Source organism: Rhizobium hidalgonense (assembly GCF_005862185.2).
In the GTDB taxonomy this organism is placed as follows: Bacteria; Pseudomonadota; Alphaproteobacteria; order Rhizobiales; family Rhizobiaceae; genus Rhizobium; species Rhizobium hidalgonense.
Map to the genome: position 1 here is coordinate 3,951,947 of NZ_CP054027.1, position 16,622 is coordinate 3,968,568.

At 61.4% G+C, this 16,622-nt stretch carries 18 protein-coding genes; 9 read left to right on the forward strand and 9 right to left on the reverse strand.

Annotation, left to right across the window (positions count from 1 at the left end; genetic code table 11):
* The first annotated feature begins 20 nt into the window (after positions 1–20).
* The 3 genes from FFM81_RS19220 to trmB all read left to right on the forward strand — a co-directional run bounded on the left by FFM81_RS19220 (position 21) and on the right by trmB (position 2,566).
* Complete coding sequence (locus FFM81_RS19220; protein WP_003570819.1) at positions 21–440, forward strand: helix-turn-helix domain-containing protein; 420 nt, start codon at positions 21–23, stop codon at positions 438–440.
* A 177-nt stretch (positions 441–617) separates the two neighbouring features.
* Entirely contained in the window at positions 618–1,856 is a 1,239-nt protein-coding gene (gene metK, locus FFM81_RS19225; RefSeq protein WP_003570820.1) for a methionine adenosyltransferase, read from the forward strand.
* 8 nt (positions 1,857–1,864) lie between these two features.
* Positions 1,865–2,566, forward strand: coding sequence for a tRNA (guanine(46)-N(7))-methyltransferase TrmB (gene trmB, locus FFM81_RS19230; RefSeq protein WP_138385405.1), 702 nt, complete (start codon positions 1,865–1,867; stop codon positions 2,564–2,566).
* A 224-nt stretch (positions 2,567–2,790) separates the two neighbouring features.
* Here the strand turns inward: trmB and FFM81_RS19235 are convergent, their stop codons facing one another.
* Positions 2,791–3,048 carry a BQ00720 family protein gene (locus FFM81_RS19235; RefSeq protein WP_003570822.1) on the reverse strand — a complete coding sequence of 86 codons (258 nt, stop codon included), beginning with the start codon at positions 3,046–3,048 and terminating at the stop codon, positions 2,791–2,793.
* 47 nt (positions 3,049–3,095) lie between these two features.
* Positions 3,096–3,521, reverse strand: a complete 426-nt coding sequence (locus tag FFM81_RS19240; protein WP_003570823.1) for an Hsp20 family protein — start codon at positions 3,519–3,521, stop codon at positions 3,096–3,098.
* 290 nt (positions 3,522–3,811) lie between these two features.
* Here FFM81_RS19240 and FFM81_RS19245 point away from each other — a divergent pair, with 290 nt between their 5' ends.
* The gene (locus tag FFM81_RS19245) at positions 3,812–4,756 is read left to right on the forward strand and encodes a nucleoside hydrolase (protein ID WP_003570824.1); all 945 of its coding nucleotides are present in this window, start codon (positions 3,812–3,814) and stop codon (positions 4,754–4,756) included.
* Positions 4,757–4,787: 31 nt separating this feature from the next.
* Here the strand turns inward: FFM81_RS19245 and grpE are convergent, their stop codons facing one another.
* Together grpE and hrcA are read right to left on the reverse strand one after the other, a co-directional pair.
* Positions 4,788–5,420, reverse strand: coding sequence for a nucleotide exchange factor GrpE (gene grpE, locus FFM81_RS19250; protein ID WP_003570825.1), 633 nt, complete (start codon positions 5,418–5,420; stop codon positions 4,788–4,790).
* Between the two features lie 108 nt (positions 5,421–5,528).
* Positions 5,529–6,617 (reverse strand): heat-inducible transcriptional repressor HrcA, encoded by a 1,089-nt coding sequence (hrcA, locus tag FFM81_RS19255; RefSeq protein WP_003570826.1) that lies wholly within the window; start codon positions 6,615–6,617, stop codon positions 5,529–5,531.
* Between the two features lie 126 nt (positions 6,618–6,743).
* On the opposite strand from hrcA, the gene rph reads away from it, so the two are divergent.
* From rph to hemW, 4 genes are read left to right on the forward strand one after another with little or no spacing between them, the layout of a single operon-like run.
* Positions 6,744–7,463, forward strand: a complete 720-nt coding sequence (gene rph, locus FFM81_RS19260; RefSeq protein ID WP_025415198.1) for a ribonuclease PH — start codon at positions 6,744–6,746, stop codon at positions 7,461–7,463.
* Complete coding sequence (locus tag FFM81_RS19265) at positions 7,460–7,885, forward strand: VOC family protein (protein WP_097533681.1); 426 nt, start codon at positions 7,460–7,462, stop codon at positions 7,883–7,885. Before rph ends, FFM81_RS19265 begins: the two co-directional genes overlap by 4 nt.
* Positions 7,886–8,530, forward strand: a complete 645-nt coding sequence (gene rdgB / locus FFM81_RS19270; protein WP_003570830.1) for an RdgB/HAM1 family non-canonical purine NTP pyrophosphatase — start codon at positions 7,886–7,888, stop codon at positions 8,528–8,530.
* A gap of 9 nt (positions 8,531–8,539) precedes the next feature.
* Positions 8,540–9,742: a radical SAM family heme chaperone HemW gene (gene hemW / locus FFM81_RS19275; RefSeq protein WP_003570831.1), complete on the forward strand. Its 1,203-nt coding sequence runs from the start codon at positions 8,540–8,542 to the stop codon at positions 9,740–9,742.
* Positions 9,743–9,807: 65 nt separating this feature from the next.
* Here the strand turns inward: hemW and FFM81_RS19280 are convergent, their stop codons facing one another.
* The 5 genes from FFM81_RS19280 to mutM form a co-directional block, all read right to left on the reverse strand.
* Positions 9,808–10,890: a saccharopine dehydrogenase family protein gene (locus FFM81_RS19280; protein WP_003570832.1), complete on the reverse strand. Its 1,083-nt coding sequence runs from the start codon at positions 10,888–10,890 to the stop codon at positions 9,808–9,810.
* A gap of 211 nt (positions 10,891–11,101) precedes the next feature.
* Complete coding sequence (gene dnaA / locus FFM81_RS19285) at positions 11,102–12,652, reverse strand: chromosomal replication initiator protein DnaA (RefSeq protein ID WP_003570833.1); 1,551 nt, start codon at positions 12,650–12,652, stop codon at positions 11,102–11,104.
* A gap of 856 nt (positions 12,653–13,508) precedes the next feature.
* The gene (rpsT, locus tag FFM81_RS19290) at positions 13,509–13,787 is read right to left on the reverse strand and encodes a 30S ribosomal protein S20 (protein ID WP_003570835.1); all 279 of its coding nucleotides are present in this window, start codon (positions 13,785–13,787) and stop codon (positions 13,509–13,511) included.
* A gap of 191 nt (positions 13,788–13,978) precedes the next feature.
* Positions 13,979–14,752, reverse strand: a complete 774-nt coding sequence (locus FFM81_RS19295) for an enoyl-CoA hydratase (protein ID WP_003570837.1) — start codon at positions 14,750–14,752, stop codon at positions 13,979–13,981.
* Between the two features lie 20 nt (positions 14,753–14,772).
* Complete coding sequence (gene mutM / locus FFM81_RS19300) at positions 14,773–15,663, reverse strand: bifunctional DNA-formamidopyrimidine glycosylase/DNA-(apurinic or apyrimidinic site) lyase (RefSeq protein WP_003570839.1); 891 nt, start codon at positions 15,661–15,663, stop codon at positions 14,773–14,775.
* Positions 15,664–15,811: 148 nt separating this feature from the next.
* Here mutM and ubiE point away from each other — a divergent pair, with 148 nt between their 5' ends.
* Entirely contained in the window at positions 15,812–16,588 is a 777-nt protein-coding gene (gene ubiE, locus FFM81_RS19305) for a bifunctional demethylmenaquinone methyltransferase/2-methoxy-6-polyprenyl-1,4-benzoquinol methylase UbiE (protein WP_138385404.1), read from the forward strand.
* The last annotated feature ends 34 nt before the right edge of the window (positions 16,589–16,622 follow it).

Here is a 16,622-nt window from a genome sequence, read left to right on the forward strand (position 1 = left end):
TTCTTAGCTAGGGCACGACCATGATTGAAAACAAAAAGAAGCCTAACCCGATCGACATTCACGTTGGCAGCCGCATTCGCCTTCGCCGAACAATGCTGGGCATGAGCCAGGAAAAACTCGGCGAAAGCCTCGGCATCACCTTCCAGCAGATCCAGAAATACGAAAAGGGCACCAACCGCGTCGGCGCAAGCCGTCTGCAGAATATCTCGAACATCCTCAATGTTCCGGTTTCCTTTTTCTTCGAGGACGCGCCCGGCGAACATTCCGGTGCCGGCGGCGGCATGGCCGAAGCTTCGAGCTCAAATTACGTCGTCGATTTCCTCTCCTCTTCCGAAGGCCTGCAGCTCAACCGCGCCTTCGTGAAGATTTCCGATCCGAAGGTTCGCCGCAAGGTCGTGGAGTTGGTCAAGGCTTTGGCTGCTGAAGCCGACGCCGACTGAACCACCTCCCTCGCAAAATCCGAAAGGCGGTCGAAAGGCCGCTTTTTTGCGTTTTTGGGGCAAAATTTGTCACTTTGACGCAGATATAAAGATATATTTATGTCCTTCTGCGCTTGTCATCGAGCCGCGAACTGAGTACCTACTAGCTAGCTTTTGTTCTTTGAGGGGAATCCCGGAATGCGCGCGAATTATCTCTTTACCAGCGAATCTGTTGCCGAAGGTCATCCGGACAAAGTCTGTGACCGCATCTCCGACGAGATCGTCGATCTGGTCTACCGCGAAGCGGCCAAGACCGGCGTCAATCCGTGGGGCGTGCGCATTGCCTGCGAAACACTGGCGACCACCAACCGCGTCGTCATCGCCGGCGAAGTCCGCCTGCCGCCGAGCCTGATGAAGAAGGACAAGGACGGCAAGGACGTCATCAATCCGTCGAAGTTCAAGGCCGCCGCCCGCCGCGCCATCAAGGATATCGGCTACGAGCAGGACGGCTTCCACTGGAAGAAGGCCAAGATCGACGTGCTCCTGCACTCGCAGTCGGCCGACATCGCCCAGGGCGTCGACAGCGCCGCCGACCAGCAGGGTGACGAAGGCGCCGGCGACCAGGGCATCATGTTCGGTTACGCTTGCAAGGAAACGCCAGACCTGATGCCGGCTCCGATCTATTATTCCCACAAGATCCTGCAGCTGCTCGCGGTTGCCCGCAAGAAGGGCGACGGCGAAGTCGCCAAGCTCGGTCCCGACGCCAAGAGCCAGGTGACGGTGCGTTACGTCGACGGCAAGCCGTCGGAAGCAACTTCGATCGTGCTTTCGACCCAGCATCTCGACGAGAGCTGGGATTCGACGAAGGTCCGCGCCGTCGTCGAGCCCTATATAAGAGAAGCGCTCGGCGAACTGAAGATCGCTGACGATTGCAAGTGGTACATCAACCCGACCGGCAAGTTCGTCATCGGCGGACCGGACGGCGATGCAGGCCTCACCGGCCGCAAGATCATCGTCGACACCTACGGCGGTGCCGCTCCGCATGGCGGCGGCGCATTCTCCGGCAAGGACACGACGAAGGTCGACCGTTCGGCCGCCTATGCCGCCCGCTACCTCGCCAAGAATGTCGTTGCTGCCGGCCTTGCCGACCGCTGCACGATCCAGATTTCTTACGCGATCGGCGTTGCCCAGCCGCTGTCGATCTATGTCGACCTGCACGGCACCGGCAAGGTCAGCGAAGATCAGATCGAGGCGGCGATCCGCAAGAACATGGACCTGTCGCCGACCGGCATCCGCCGCCATCTCGACCTCAACAAGCCGATCTATGCGAAGACCTCCGCTTATGGCCATTTCGGCCGCAAAGCCGGCCGCGACGGCTCGTTCTCCTGGGAGCGCACCGATCTGGTGAAGGCGCTCAAGGAAAGCGTGAAGGCCTGAGATAAAGCATGACTGATATGGAACGCCGCGGCCGGGCGACGGAAGCCTTCTTCGGTCGCCGCAAGGGCAAGGCCCTGCGCGAACAGCAAGCCGAAACGCTGAACAGCCTGCTGCCGGGATTCCTTATCGATCTCTCGGCGGCTCCACCGGAGCCGCTGACATCCCTCTTCCCGGCTCCGGTCGAAAAATTGCGGCTGGAAATCGGTTTCGGCGGCGGCGAACACCTGATCCACCGCGCCCTGGAGAAACCCTCCATCGGCTTCATCGGCGTCGAGCCCTTCGTCAATTCCATGCAGAAACTGCTGTCTCGCATCGGTGAGACCGGAGCACGCAATATCCGCGTCTATAACGACGACGCGACGCAACTGCTCGACTGGCTGCCGGACGCTTCGCTCGATCAGATCGACCTGCTCTATCCCGACCCCTGGCCGAAGCGGAAGCACTGGAAACGCCGCTTCGTTTCGAAGACCAATCTCGACCGCTTTCATCGCGTGCTGAAGCCCGGCGGCCTGTTCTGCTTCGCCTCCGACATCGACACCTATGTCAACTGGACGCTGCTCAAATGCGGCGACCATAGCGGCTTCGACTGGATGGCCGATAATGCAGCGGACTGGCTGACGCCTTACGAGGGCTGGCCGAGCACGCGTTACGAGGCCAAGGCCCGGCGTGAGGGCCGGTCGTCAGCCTACCTGACGTTCCGGAAGATCTGAATCCGGCGCTGGAAGCTGTTGAAGGACGATCGTGAAGCCGTGCCGTGCGGCACTAACGACGATCAGTTTATCCCGAAGCAGCATCGCTGCAAATGCCTGATGGCATTTCGTTTTTCATAGTCCTGTAAGGCGATATGTCGCGACATCCGTCGCGAGCACCGCTAATCGGCTACAACGACCACGCACCGCAAGAGCGGTGAAACGCGACAGGCACTATTGAACGGTCAGTGCAGACTGACCGTCTTCAGTTCGTCCTCGGCAGCCTTGAAGAAGGTGCTGGAGCGGTTGTCCGTCAAGAGGATCGGCGTGCCGTCGGCGCCGAAGAGTGCCCAGAGATCGACGTTCGGATCGATATCCGGCGCCTCTGGAAAACACTTGGCGACCTCTTCGGTGCGCATCTTTCTGATATAGGCGACCTCGCCGCTGCCGATGTGGGCAAGCTCGGATTTGGTCAAGTGAGACGTGGCTTCTTTCATCAACATTCCTGTTCCTCCGGAAGAAGGGACCAACGGTTCGACAAACCGTTGTGCTACTGTGAAACCGAAATGTTAATTTTCTTGACCATGCGCGCGGGTTCCGGACGAATTAGATCGACGGAGAGCAGACCGTTCTTCAGACCGGCTCCCAACACCTGCATGCCGTCGGCAAGAACGAAGGTGCGCTGGAACTGGCGGGCGGCGATGCCGCGATAGAGATAGTCCCGTTCCCCCTGTTCCACCTGACGGCCGCGAATCAGAAGCTGGTTCTCCTCGATGGAAACATCGAGTTCCTCCTCGCCGAAACCGGCCACAGCCAGCGTGATGCGCAGACGTTCCGGCGCGCCGCTATCGGCGCCGATGCGTTCGATATTATAGGGGGGATATCCGTCGCTCGCCTTGGAAATGCGCTCCAGTGTCTTTTCCATGGCATCGAAGCCCAGAAGCAGCGGGCTGGCGAAAGGGGTAATGCGGCTCATCTTTTTTCAAGTCCTTGATGCAAGCGACCATCCCGGACCTTAAGCGCAGCATCCGGATGCCGCTAATATGGGGACAGCAACCCGGCGCTGCAAGGCACAGGCGGCCGGTTGGCGCCGCCTGATCGATTTCAGCCTTCTCGATTTTAAGATGGCCGCTGGCGTCCTTGCTTGACAAAGAGCTGGCTGCCTCGCATCAAAACGTGCCGGCGCGAAATGTGCTGATTTGTGACGGGAAATGAATAAATGCTGCATGCCGAGACAACCGGCATAGCGAGGGATGGGACGATCGAATGACAAGCGTGAGAAAGATCATCATCGACACGGATCCCGGCCAGGACGACGCGGCCGCCATCATGCTGGCGTTCGGCAGCCCCGACGAGCTTGAGGTGCTGGGGATCACCACGGTTGCCGGCAACGTGCCGCTTTCGCTTACCAGTCGCAATGCGCGCATCGTCTGCGAGCTCTGCGGCCGGCCCGAGACCAAGGTTTTCGCCGGCGCAGACAGGCCGATCGCCCGCAAGCTGGTGACCGCCGAACATGTGCACGGCAAGACCGGTCTCGACGGTCCTGACCTCGCCGAACCGACGATGGCGCTGCAGCCCGGCCATTCCGTCGACTTCATCATCGAGACGCTGCGCCGCGAGCCTGAGGGCACGGTGACGCTCTGCACGCTCGGACCGCTCACCAATATCGGCATGGCCTTGCAAAAGGCCCCCGACATTGCCCCGCGCATCCGCGAATTGGTGATGATGGGCGGTGGCTTCTTCGAGGGCGGCAACATCACGCCAGCGGCCGAATTCAATATTTATGTCGATCCCGAGGCCGCCGATATCGTCTTCCGCTCAGGCGTGCCGATCGTGATGATGCCGCTTGATGTGACGCACCAATTGCTGACCCGCAAAGACCGGGTAAAGCGCATGGCCGAGATCGGTACGGCGCCTGTTAAGGCGATGGTCGAGATGCTGGAATTCTTCGAGCGCTTCGATATCGAGAAATACGGCTCGGACGGCGGGCCGTTGCATGACCCGACCGTGATCGCCTACCTGCTGAAGCCGGAGCTTTTCAATGGCCGGGACTGCAATGTCGAGATCGAGGTCGGCTCCGAACTCACCGCCGGCATGACGGTCGTCGACTGGTGGTACGTCACCGAGCGCAAGCGCAATGCAAAAGTCATGCGCCATGTCGATGCGGACGGCTTCTTCGATCTTTTGATCGAACGTTTCGCCCGCATCTGATTTCGGCGTCCTTCAACAAAGGGAAATGGTCTCAGGCGTCCTTCTCGTCAAAGACGGAATTGGTTTCGGCTTCGGCCGCCTTCGGGCCGCCCTTGGCGACGCCGACCATGGCCGGGCGCAGCACGCGCTCGCCGATGGAAAAACCTGCCTGTACGACCTGGACGACCGTGTTGTTCGGCACCTCGGGGTTCGGCACCTCGAACATCGCCTGATGGAAATTCGGGTCGAACTTCTGGCCGATCGGCTCAAGCTTGCGAACGCCGTGGCGCTCGAGCGCCGACAGCATGGCGCGCTCGGTCATCTCGACACCCTCGATCAGGGTGGTCAGGCCGGCATCGGCCGCATCCTTGGCCTCCGGAGGGATCGCATCCAGCGCCCGGCGCAGATTGTCCGAGACGGCGAGCATGTCACGCGCAAAACCGGCGACGGAATAGGACTTGGCATCCTTCACCTCGCGCTCGGTGCGCCGGCGCAGATTGTCCATCTCGGCGGCTAGGCGCAGATAGCGGTCGCGCAGCTCGCCGTTTTCGGCTTTCAGAAGCTCGAGCGGGTCCGGCTGCGAGGCCTCTTCCTGCGCAATATCGTTCTCGACGTAGGCGGCAGCGTCGGCTGCGGCATCGGCCGCAGTTGCGTCAGGTCCGTTTTTCGTCGTGTCATCGGTCATGACGGTCTCCGGTTGGTGTCTTCAGATGCGCCCGATATCGAGGTTTGACCGAAAAAAATCAAGTCTGCGTGACAAAGAAGCGAAAATTCCGCCGTCTTCGTCAAACTGTCAAAGCGGATTGCGCGAAAGCCGGGAAACGAGCTGGGCGGTATAGTCCACCATCGGCACGATGCGGGAATAATTGAGCCGCGTCGGGCCAATGACGCCGACGGCGCCGACGATGCGATCGTCATCGTCACGATAGGGCGCGACGATGAGCGACGAGCCGGAGAGCGAGAACAGCTTGTTTTCCGAGCCGATGAAGATGCGCACGCCCGAACCGGTTTCGGCGAGATTGAGGATCTCGATCAGGCTGTCCTTCTTTTCGAGATCGTCGAACAGCAGGCGGAGCCGGTCGAGATCCTCGGCGCCGGCGAGACCTTCGAGCAGGTTGGCGCGGCCGCGGATGATCAGCTGCGCCGGCTTGCCCTCGTCCGGGCTGCCGGCCCAGACGGCGATGCCGCGCTCGACGAGATCCCGCGACAGGGCATCGAGTTCGTGCCGGACGTTATCCTTCAGCTGGCTTAATTGTTTGCGCAGCTCCGGCAGGGTCTGGCCGGACATGTGGGCATTGAGAAAATTCGCCGCCTCCGCCAGCTGCGAGGAGGTGACGCCCGCCGGCAGCTCGATGATGCGGTTCTCCACCTGATCGTGATCCCCGACGAGCACGGCCAGCGCCTTTGTCGGTTCCAGCCGGATGAACTCGACATGTTTGAGCACCGGATCGCTTTTCGAGGTGATGACCAGGCCGGCGCCGCGCGAAATGCCCGACAGCATGCGGCTCGCCTCGTTCATCATCGATTCCACCGGATTGCCGCCGCTTTCGGCCCGCACCTGACGGTCGATGCTGGCGCGGTCCTCGGCCGAGAGGTCGCCGACCTGCATGAAGGCATCGACGAAGAATCGCAGGCCGATCTGGGTGGGCAGCCGGCCGGCGCTAATATGCGGCGAATAGATCAGGCCGAGATCTTCGAGATCGCTCATGACGTTGCGCACCGAGGCCGGCGACAGCGACATCGGCAGCAGGCGGGACAGATTGCGCGAACCGAGCGGCTCGCCGCTCTCCAGATAGCCTTCGACGATGCGGCGAAAAATTTCCCTGGAGCGCTCGTCGAGCGCAGCAACGGCATCCGAAACCGATGTCGACCTGATGCCCATGAACCTCTCGAACCCGCGCTGATGATACTGCCCAAAGTTAAGTCAAACTTGCACCCGTGGCAAAAGGGAATTTGCAAATGAGCGCCGCCAATCGTAGAAGCGGTCAACAAACCCCAGGAGATAAGAATGCGGCCTTCAGGCAGAAAAATCGACCAGATGCGCAAGGTTTCGTTCGAGCGCAATTTTTCCAAGCATGCGGAAGGCTCCTGCCTGGTGAAGTTTGGCGATACGCATGTGCTTTGCACTGCGAGTCTCGAAGAAAAAACGCCGCCATGGCTGCGCAATACCGGCAAGGGCTGGGTCACGGCCGAATACGGCATGCTGCCGCGGGCGACCGGCGAGCGCATGAAACGCGAGGCGGCCGCCGGCAGGCAGGGTGGCCGCACCCAGGAAATCCAGCGGCTGATCGGCCGGTCGCTGCGCGCCGTCGTCGATCTGCAGGCGCTCGGCGAGCGGCAGATCACTCTCGATTGTGACGTCATCCAGGCGGATGGCGGCACCCGGACAGCCTCGATCACCGGCGGCTGGATCGCGCTTTACGACTGCCTGAAATGGATGGAAAGCCGCAACATGATCAAGGTCGACCGGGTCCTGAAGGATCATGTCGCCGCCATCTCCTGCGGCGTTTTCGCCAGCCAGCCGGTGATCGACCTCGATTACCTCGAGGATTCTTCGGCCGAGACCGACGCCAACTTCGTGATGACCGGCGCCGGCGGGATCGTCGAAATCCAGGGGACGGCCGAAGGTACGCCGTTTTCCGAAGAGGAATTCACCTCGCTGATGGGTCTTGCCAAGAACGGCATCGGCGAGCTCGTCGCCCTGCAGAAACAGGCGATTGCGGGATGAACTCCATGCTGGAAGGCATGCTGGAAACGGCGCTCTATGCGCGGGATCTCGATGAGGCCGAGGCGTTCTACGAGAACGTTCTCGGGCTTGAAAAGATTACCCGCGCTGCCAACCGGCATGTCTTCTTCCGCTGCGGCCCCGGCGTTCTCCTGATTTTCAATCCCGAGGAAACGGTGAAGCCGCCCGCGCCCGACGCGCTGCAGGTGCCGCCGCACGGCACGAGCGGAAATGGCCATGCCTGCTTCAGGGTCTCAGGCCGCAATATCGATGCCATGGCCGAGCGGCTGAGGGCGGCGGCCGTTGCGATCGAATCGGAAGTGCATTGGCCGAATGGCGGCCGCTCGATCTATTTCCGCGATCCCGCCGGCAACAGCCTGGAATGCGCGGAGGCTAAAATCTGGGGCATCGAACAGGATATCTGAATGCGCAAGCTCGAAACGAAGACCATCGTCGTCGCCAGCCACAATGCCGGCAAGATCCGCGAGATCCAGGAACTGATCGGCCCGCTCGGCTTCACCGCCAAATCGGCGGCCGAGCTGAATTTCGTCGAACCTGACGAAACCGGCACGAGCTTCGAGGAGAATGCGACGATCAAGGCGGTCGCCTCGGCCAATGCTGCCGGCATGCCGGCGCTTTCGGACGATTCCGGCCTGGTGGTCGACGCGCTCGGCGGTGATCCCGGCGTCTATACCGCCAATTGGGCGGAGACATCCAACGGCACGCGCGATTTCGACATGGCGATGGCGAAGGTGGAAAAGGCGCTGCAGGATGCCGGCGCGACCAAGCCGGAACAGCGCACCGCGCGTTTCGTCAGCGTGCTCTGCCTTGCCTGGCCGGACGGTCACACGGAGCTCTTCCGCGGGGAGGTAGAGGGCAATGTCGTCTGGCCGCCGCGCGGCACGCAGGGCTTCGGCTACGATCCGGTCTTCCAGCCCGAGGGATATGGCGTCACCTTCGGCGAGATGAGCGGCGAGGAAAAACACGGCTGGGCGATCGGCAAGCCGCAGGCGCTGTCGCACCGGGCCCGTGCCTTCAAACTCTTTGTCGAAACCTGCCTGGAGGCATAAGGTCGGTTCGTGGACAATTTCGACACGCCAAGCCTTTCGCGCGACGCCGCACTTCTGCCCGATACCGGCGAGCCCGGCTTCGGCGTCTATGTGCATTGGCCCTTCTGCGCGGCGAAGTGTCCCTATTGCGATTTCAACAGCCATGTGCGTCATCAGCCGGTCGATCAGGAGCGCTTTGCGGCCGCTTTCCTGAAGGAGATGGCGGCGGTCCGGGCCATCAGCGGCCCGAAGACGGTCACCAGCGTCTTCCTCGGCGGCGGCACGCCCTCGCTGATGAAACCGGAAACGGTCTCGGCCATTCTCGACGGCATTGCCCGGCACTGGCATGTGCCTGCCGGCATCGAGATCACCATGGAGGCGAACCCTTCGAGCGTCGAGGCCGACCGCTTCCGCGGCTACCGGGCGGCCGGCGTCAACCGCGTCTCGCTCGGCGTGCAGGCGTTGAACGATCGGGATCTGAAATTCCTCGGCCGGCTGCATGACGTCGCCGATGCGCTGAAGGCGATCCGGCTGGCGCGTGACATTTTTCCGCGCATGTCCTTCGACCTGATCTATGCCCGACCGGAGCAGACGGTCGAACAGTGGGAAAAGGAACTCAAGGAGGCGATCTCCTATGCGGTCGACCACCTCTCCCTCTACCAGCTGACCATCGAGGAAGGCACGCCCTTTTACGGCCTGCATAAATCGGGCAAGCTGGTGGTGCCGGATGGCGAGCAATCGGCCGTGCTCTACGAGGCGACGCAGGAGATCACCGCACGCGAGGGCATGCCGGCCTACGAGGTCTCCAACCACGCCCGGCCGGGCGCCGAAAGCCGGCATAACCTGACCTACTGGCGTTACGGCGATTATGCCGGTATCGGCCCGGGCGCGCATGGAAGGCTGACGCGCGGCCCCGAAAAAATCGCGACGGCGACCGAGCGCAAGCCGGAAGCCTGGCTCGAGATGGTCGAGCGCGACGGCCATGGCATTCTCGACGAGGAACGGCTCGGCTACGAGGAACAGTCCGACGAATTGCTGCTGATGGGACTGCGGCTGCGGGAAGGCGTCGATCTTGCCCGCTGGCAGCAGCTTTCCGGCCGCGACCTCGACCCGAAACGCGAAGAGTTTCTGCTCGAACACAAATTCATCGAGCGGATCGGCAATTCACGCCTGCGCTGCACACCCTCGGGCATGCTGATCCTCGATTCCGTTGTCGCCGATCTCGCCTGCTGAGGTCCATGGGACCATTGGTTTCGAGTGCGGCGGCATCGACATCGCCGCCGCATCGACAGGCGTTTTCAGCCGTGGCTGGTGGCGCCCGCCTTGAACAGGCTGCCGGTCGGCGTCTTCAGGAACATCTCCAGCGGAATATGCTCCTGGTGCAGGAAGCCGGTCGCCGGCAGCAGGCCGTCGCGGACCATTTCGATCACGGCAACGACGGAGGCCGACGTCGTCCAGGCGATTGCCGTGCGGCGCGCGCCGGCAATCTCGATCGGATAATAGGCGCGCACGAACTCCTTGCGGCGCAGGCTGCCGTTCTCCGTGCCTTCGGCTGCGACATGCACATAGACGACGTCGTCTTCAACCGGCGGCTTGGCGTTGGTCAGGATTTCGCCGGCCAGCTTGCGCTTGTCGCGCATCAGAAGCTCATGGAAGAAGAAGTTCATCAGCTCCATGTGGCCGGGATAACGCATGGTCTTGTAGTCGAGATTGTCGATCTTGCCGAGCATGGTGTCGCACATGGTGCCAAGGCCGCCCGAGGTCGTGAAGGCTTCGAGCTTGACGCCGCCGACATAGACGGTTTCGTGCCATTCCATCGGCGAGACGAGCTTGCGCATCCCGCCCTCGATGACCTCGCAATCGTTCAGATATTCGTTGACGACGCCTTCGGGCGACCAGTTGAAGGCATAACCGAGCAATCCCGTCGGATGCTGCGGCAGGGCACCGACGCGCATGCGGATCGAACGGCAGCGCTCGAAGCCGTCGGCTAGGCTGGCGCCGACGATGCCGACGAAACCCGGGGCCAGGCCGCATTGCGGCGCCATCAGGCCGCGGGCAGTCTTCGACAATTCGATAATGAAATTCGTTGTGGGAACGTCTTCGGTCAGATCGAAATAATGAATGCCGGCGAGATGGGCGGCGCGCGCCAATTCGATGTTCAGATGATAAGGCAGGCAGGAGAGCACTGCCTCGACATTGGAGAGCAACTCGCGGATCACCGCAGGATCGGAGATATCGCCGGTGCGGCACTTGAACGGAACGTCGCCCAGCGGCAGTTGCGCATCGACGCCGATGACCTCGAAGCCACCTTCATGCAATAGCGTTGCCGCCAGCCGTCCAACCTTGCCGAGGCCGAGAACGGCGATCTTTCTGAAACTCATCATTCCTCCCATTGCGCCCTTTTCGGCGCTTCTTCGTCTTATGTCACATTCCAAAACCGCTGCGCCCTTCCGGGCGACCGGCATTGGATGGCCGGAGGTATAGAATAAAAAGCTTATAAAAGAAAACGGCCGGAATCGCTTCCGGCCATCGAATGTCTGCAACGCCACGCGTCTTTCCAGACGCGCAAACGACACTGGAACACTTTGAATTCTATTCGTTGATCAGCCGCTTCAGCAGCTCGACTTCGTGCGACAGCTTGGTGTCGCCGGAAATCAGCTCTTCGATCTTGCGCACGGCATGCAGCACGGTCGTGTGATCGCGCCCGCCGAAACGGCGGCCGATCTCGGGGAAGGAGCGCGGCGTCAGCGTCTTCGACAGATACATGGCGATCTGGCGCGGCTTGACGATGACGCGGGTGCGGCGGTTCGAAACCAGTTCCTGGCGCGAGACGTTGTAGTGCCTGGCGACGATGCGCTGGATGTCCTCGATGCGCACGCGGCGGGGTTCGCCGGAGCCGACGAGATGAGCAAGCAGTTCATCGACGCGCTCGATCGACAGGTTCGGCTCGAAGGAGCGCCGGAAGACCAGCTGGTTGAAAGCGCCTTCGAGTTCGCGGCCGCTGGCCGTGACGTTGCGGGCGACATGCTGGAGCAGCTCGGCCGGAATTTCCAGCGACGGATCTTCGAGCCGGGCTGCCGCAAGGCGACGCCTGAGGATCTCCAGGCGCATCTCGTAATCCGGCGCGTCGAATTCGATCGCGACACCGCCCTGCAGGCGCGAACGCACACGGGGATCGAGCGATTCCAGCTCCCAAGGGGCGCGGTCGGCGGCGACGACGACCTGCTTGGCGCTGTCGAGCAGCATGTTGAGCAGATGGCAGAATTCATGCTGGATCATCTTGCCCTGGAGGAACTGCATGTCATCGATGATCAGGAGATCGATGTTGCGCAGCGAATCCTTCAGCGTTAGCGCGTCATTGTCGCGGATCGCGGTGGCGAAGCGCCACATGAAATATTCGGCCGTCAAATAGACGACGCGCAGTGCCCGCGGATTCTGCACCGCCGCATTGGCGATTGCCTGCAGCAGATGGGTCTTGCCGAGGCCGACCGTCGAATGGATGAACAGCGGATTGAAGCGCACGGCGCCGGAACCGGCTTCGGCGATCGTCTTCGCCGCTGCAAGCGCGACGCGGTTCGAGCTGCCTTCGACGAAGGTGTCGAAGGTGAAGCGGCTATCGAGCGGCGAGCCGAAGAGCGGCGAGCCAAAGCTTGCGGGCCTTGCCGCAGCAACGGAGGAAACCGCCTGCTGGACGGCCTGGCCGGCCGGCTGGGCGCTTGCGGGGCGGCGCGACTGGGGGGCAACGACCGGCTCGGGCTGGACCGCCTCATCGAGCGTCTTCGTGCCGCTGCGTGTCGCCGTGCGCACCAGGACTTCGATCTTTAGAATTTCCGGATCCTCGGCCTGGAACAGACCGGTAATGAGATCGAGATAACGATTATTGATCCAGGATTTCAGAAAGGTGGTGGGAACCGACAGGCGAACCACGCTCTTCGATACCGAATGAAGCTTCAGCCTGGCGAACCAGCTGGCATAGACGTCAGGGCCGACCTGCGCCTTCAAGCGCGCGCTGACGCGCTCAAACAAGATGCTGTGCTGCATTTCCGCCTTTGCTTCTCCCACTTCAAGGCGAATGGAGCCAAACGTCTGCGGCGCCACTTCCCCATTGTCGAGCCCGCCCGCCGTCATCGTATTCATCTGCATAATGCCGCCTTTCAATTCCACCGGGCGGCTTCCGCTAAAATAGCCGCCCGATTATTCCCCGCTTTGGCGAGCTGACGGCATCCTCATGAAGCCGCTTGCCTGCCGGTTCACTCAAACACTGCCCCCGAAGGGACCGGCACAGAATTCCGTTGCAGGGACCGCAGTCATGCGGCAACCTTCATCGGCTTTCCGTGCCAGGCTGGCGGTCGATCCTCGTTTTCGGCCGACAGCCCGAACGCAATATCACTTTAACCTTCTCCGACGACCTCGCCTTAAACGTGTGGCCGCTGAAGGCACAAAACATCCCTGCCCGTAACAGCCACGTTACGGCCCAAATCCGTCGAGTGCTTGAAAAAACGGAAGCGCAAGGCCCCGTAACAAATGGCACAAACTTATCGCCCTGCCGACGTGGCAGTTAAGACCGAGCCTCTGCAGGTGATGTCCGCGCCCTTTGTTGGAGGCCATTTAGGCAGGATCAAAAGGCAATATCAACGATGAATTTTACGCAAAATTAAGAAGCGGGCATTGACTCCGCCGGCCCTTTTCGGGCGTCACACCAGCGTCAAAAAAGAATCGCTTTTGAATCAAGGAGATTCCCCGTTCGGGCTATTTTGACACGCATGGAAAGAAAAAAAATAAAAATCTGCTTGACTCCCCCCTGGTTCCGCAAGCGTGGGGCAGAGTCGCGTAGCGTCGAAGCATCCTTGCGCAAGTCTTTGTTTTTAAAAGTTTTTTCCTGTCATGGTGCTGACACGAAACAGTCGTGAGATTAACCATACAGGAGCTGATCGGCGGAATCGAAAAAGCCCGGTAAAATTACCGGGCTAATCATAAAGATGAAGGCGTTAACGGAAGATTACGCGGTCGCGGTGACCGAAAGAGCCTTCACACGAGCGGCGAGACGCGAGACCTTGCGCGATGCCGTGTTGGCGTGCAGCACGCCCTTGCTGGCGGCGCGGGCAAGCTCGGGCTGAGCCGCCAGGAAAGCTTCCTTCGCCTTGGCGGCGTCGCCGGATGCGATAGCCTCTTCGACCTGGCGAACGAAAGTACGAACGCGCGAGCGACGAGCCTTATTGACGTCGGTACGGCGGGCGATCTTGCGGGTCGCTTTTTTCGCCGAAGTTGTATTGGCCATGGATGCCTCTCTCAAGAATTCGAACAAACTCCGCCATTACCGCGGGCCCTGCGGCCACAAAATCCAGCAATGCGGGAGCAATCGCGGAAAACCAAACCGGCTTTCCGAACCGTGGGCGGGCATATAACTCTAAAGCCGGCCCACGTCAACGCGGATTTTCAAGCTTTGCCGCGGGAACCGCCGAAAAGCATTCAGCGGTGCCTAAAAGCCGGTTTGCGCTTCTCGACAAAGGCCGCCATGCCTTCTTTCTGGTCGTCCGTGGCAAAGAGGCTGTGAAACAGCCGGCGTTCGAAACGCAAGCCCTCCTCCAGCGTCGTCTCGAAGGCGCGGTTGACCGCCTCCTTGGCCATCAGGACCGAGGGCTGAGACAGCGAGGCAATCTTTTCGGCCGCGGCAAAAGCCTCGTCGAGCAGACGATCGGGCGCCACAACACGCGAAACGAGTCCCGAGCGTTCGGCCTCCGCCGCATCCATCATCCGGCCGGTCAGGATCAGATCCATCGCCTTTGCCTTGCCGACGGCGCGCGTCAGCCGCTGCGAGCCGCCCATGCCGGGAATGACGCCGAGGGTGATTTCCGGCTGGCCGAACTTCGCCGTCTCCGAGGCGATGATGAAATCGCACATCATCGCGAGTTCGCAGCCACCGCCGAGCGCAAAGCCGCTGACGGCGGCGATCACCGGCTTGCGGGCCTTGGCAACCTCGTCCCAGCCGCTGATGAAATCACTCTTATAGATATCGGCGAATGCAAGCGGCTGCATCTCCTTGATATCGGCACCGGCGGCAAAGGCGCGTTCGGACCCGGTCAGCACGATGGCGCCGACCGCCTCGTCGGTGTGAAAGGCGGCATAGGCCTGCTTCAATTCCTTGAGGACGGTAGAATTCAGCGCGTTCAGCGCCTGCGGGCGGTTCAGCGTGATGAGGCCGACATTGCCTCGGGTTTCGACGATCACGGTCTCATAGGCCATGCTGTTCTCCCGGTTCTCTCTCATTTCTGGCAGGTGGCGCAGTAAAAAGTGGAGCGGCCCGCCTGGACGATACGGGCGACCGTACCGCTGCAGCCGGGCGTGCGGCAAGCCTGACCTTCGCGATCATAGACGGAGAAGGAATGCTGGAAATAGCCGAGCGATCCGTCGGTCTGGATATGGTCGCGCAGCGACGACCCGCCGGCGGCGATTGCATCGGCGATGACGTTGCGGATTGCGGCGACGAGCAGGCTAAGCTGTGCCTTCGGCCGCCCGCCTGGTGTCACCAGCGTGCCGGCGGCCCGGATCGGCGAAAGATGCGAGCGCCACAGCGCCTCGCAGACATAGATATTGCCGAGACCGGCAATGTTCTTCTGGTCGAGCAGCGCGCTTTTCAGCGGCTGCGCCTTGTCGCGGAAGCGTTCGGCCAGATAGGCGGCGCCAAGCTCGTTTCCGGTCGGCTCCGGGCCGAGATCGCGGAAGAAGGGATGGCCAGCGAGCTCGGCACGCCCCACCATATCCATGAAGCCGAAACGGCGCGGATCATTATAGACGACGCGGCGCGGGCCGCCTGAACCTTCGAGATGAAAGACGACGTGATCGTGCTTCTCGTCCTTTGCGCGGGCATGGTGGAATTCGCCAGGCGTGGCCGAGGCGCCACCCTCCTCGACACGGAAAGAACCGGACATGCCGAGGTGGGAAATCAGCGTATTGCCGTCGTCGAGATCGACCAGCAGATATTTGGCGCGACGACCGAGCCCGACGATGGTGCGGCCGGAAACCCTGTCGGCGAAAGCGTCGGGAAAGGGGAAGCGCAGATCGCCGCGGCGCAGCTCCAGCCTTGCGATGCGAGCCCCCTCCATCGCCGGCGCCAGGCCGCGTTTGACCGTTTCGACTTCTGGCAATTCCGGCATCTTAACCCATCTATATCTAACGTGTTTCAACCGACGACGATGTGCGCTATAGCGCCAGAGTGCCGCGGAGAGCGCGGCCCAGTGATAACGTCGCGCGCGGTCTTTCGCTATGGCCGCCGCAGCGATCTTCAAGGAATGGAGCAGCCTGATGTCAGAAAGCCGCACCTCCGCCGATGGCGGCATGGAGACCTCCTACGGCTTCCGCGAGGTGCCGGGCGGCGACAAACAGGGCCTGGTGAACCAGGTGTTCCACAAGGTCGCCGAGCGCTACGACATCATGAACGACGTCATGTCGATGGGCATGCACCGCGCCTGGAAGGATGCGATGATCTCGGCGCTCAACCCGCGCAAGGAGCCGGGTTACAAGGTGCTCGACGTTGCCGGCGGCACTGGCGACATCGCCTTCCGCATCGTCGAGGCTTCCGGCCGGCAGGCGCATGCGACCGTGCTCGATATCAACGGCTCGATGCTCGGCGTCGGCGCCGAACGGGCCGAAAAGAAGAAGCTTTCCGGCAATCTCACCTTCGTCGAGGCGAATGCCGAGGAACTGCCTTTCGAGGCGGCCAGCTTCGACGCCTATACGATCGCCTTCGGCATACGCAACGTGCCCCGGATCGATGCGGCGCTGTCGGAGGCTTATCGCGTGCTGAAGCGCGGCGGTCGGCTGCTGGTCCTGGAATTTTCCGAAGTCGACATGCCGCTTCTCGACAAGATCTATGACGCCTGGTCGTTCAATGCCATTCCGCAATTCGGCAAGGCAATCACCGGCGATGCCGAACCCTACCAGTATCTGGTCGAATCGATCCGCAAATTCCCCAACCAGGAGAATTTCGCGGCGATGATCCGCCAGGCCGGCTTTTCCCGCGTCACCTACACCAATTATACCGGCGGCATTGCCGCGCTGCATTCCGGCTGGAAGCTCTGAGGGAATGAAGAAAAGAAACACGGACCTCCCTCGG

Excerpts from the sequence above, each read along its gene's own strand:
- FFM81_RS19220 (WP_003570819.1), top strand. The coding sequence starts at position 21 with ATGATTGAAAACAAAAAGAAGCCTAACCCGATCGACATTCACGTTGGC.
- metK (WP_003570820.1), top strand. The coding sequence starts at position 618 with ATGCGCGCGAATTATCTCTTTACCAGCGAATCTGTTGCCGAAGGTCAT.
- trmB (WP_138385405.1), top strand. The coding sequence starts at position 1,865 with ATGACTGATATGGAACGCCGCGGCCGGGCGACGGAAGCCTTCTTCGGT.
- FFM81_RS19235 (WP_003570822.1), bottom strand. The coding sequence starts at position 3,048 with ATGTTGATGAAAGAAGCCACGTCTCACTTGACCAAATCCGAGCTTGCC.
- FFM81_RS19240 (WP_003570823.1), bottom strand. The coding sequence starts at position 3,521 with ATGAGCCGCATTACCCCTTTCGCCAGCCCGCTGCTTCTGGGCTTCGAT.
- FFM81_RS19245 (WP_003570824.1), top strand. The coding sequence starts at position 3,812 with ATGACAAGCGTGAGAAAGATCATCATCGACACGGATCCCGGCCAGGAC.
- grpE (WP_003570825.1), bottom strand. The coding sequence starts at position 5,420 with ATGACCGATGACACGACGAAAAACGGACCTGACGCAACTGCGGCCGAT.
- hrcA (WP_003570826.1), bottom strand. The coding sequence starts at position 6,617 with ATGGGCATCAGGTCGACATCGGTTTCGGATGCCGTTGCTGCGCTCGAC.
- rph (WP_025415198.1), top strand. The coding sequence starts at position 6,744 with ATGCGGCCTTCAGGCAGAAAAATCGACCAGATGCGCAAGGTTTCGTTC.
- FFM81_RS19265 (WP_097533681.1), top strand. The coding sequence starts at position 7,460 with ATGAACTCCATGCTGGAAGGCATGCTGGAAACGGCGCTCTATGCGCGG.
- rdgB (WP_003570830.1), top strand. The coding sequence starts at position 7,886 with ATGCGCAAGCTCGAAACGAAGACCATCGTCGTCGCCAGCCACAATGCC.
- FFM81_RS19280 (WP_003570832.1), bottom strand. The coding sequence starts at position 10,890 with ATGAGTTTCAGAAAGATCGCCGTTCTCGGCCTCGGCAAGGTTGGACGG.
- dnaA (WP_003570833.1), bottom strand. The coding sequence starts at position 12,652 with ATGCAGATGAATACGATGACGGCGGGCGGGCTCGACAATGGGGAAGTG.
- rpsT (WP_003570835.1), bottom strand. The coding sequence starts at position 13,787 with ATGGCCAATACAACTTCGGCGAAAAAAGCGACCCGCAAGATCGCCCGC.
- FFM81_RS19295 (WP_003570837.1), bottom strand. The coding sequence starts at position 14,752 with ATGGCCTATGAGACCGTGATCGTCGAAACCCGAGGCAATGTCGGCCTC.
- mutM (WP_003570839.1), bottom strand. The coding sequence starts at position 15,663 with ATGCCGGAATTGCCAGAAGTCGAAACGGTCAAACGCGGCCTGGCGCCG.
- ubiE (WP_138385404.1), top strand. The coding sequence starts at position 15,812 with ATGTCAGAAAGCCGCACCTCCGCCGATGGCGGCATGGAGACCTCCTAC.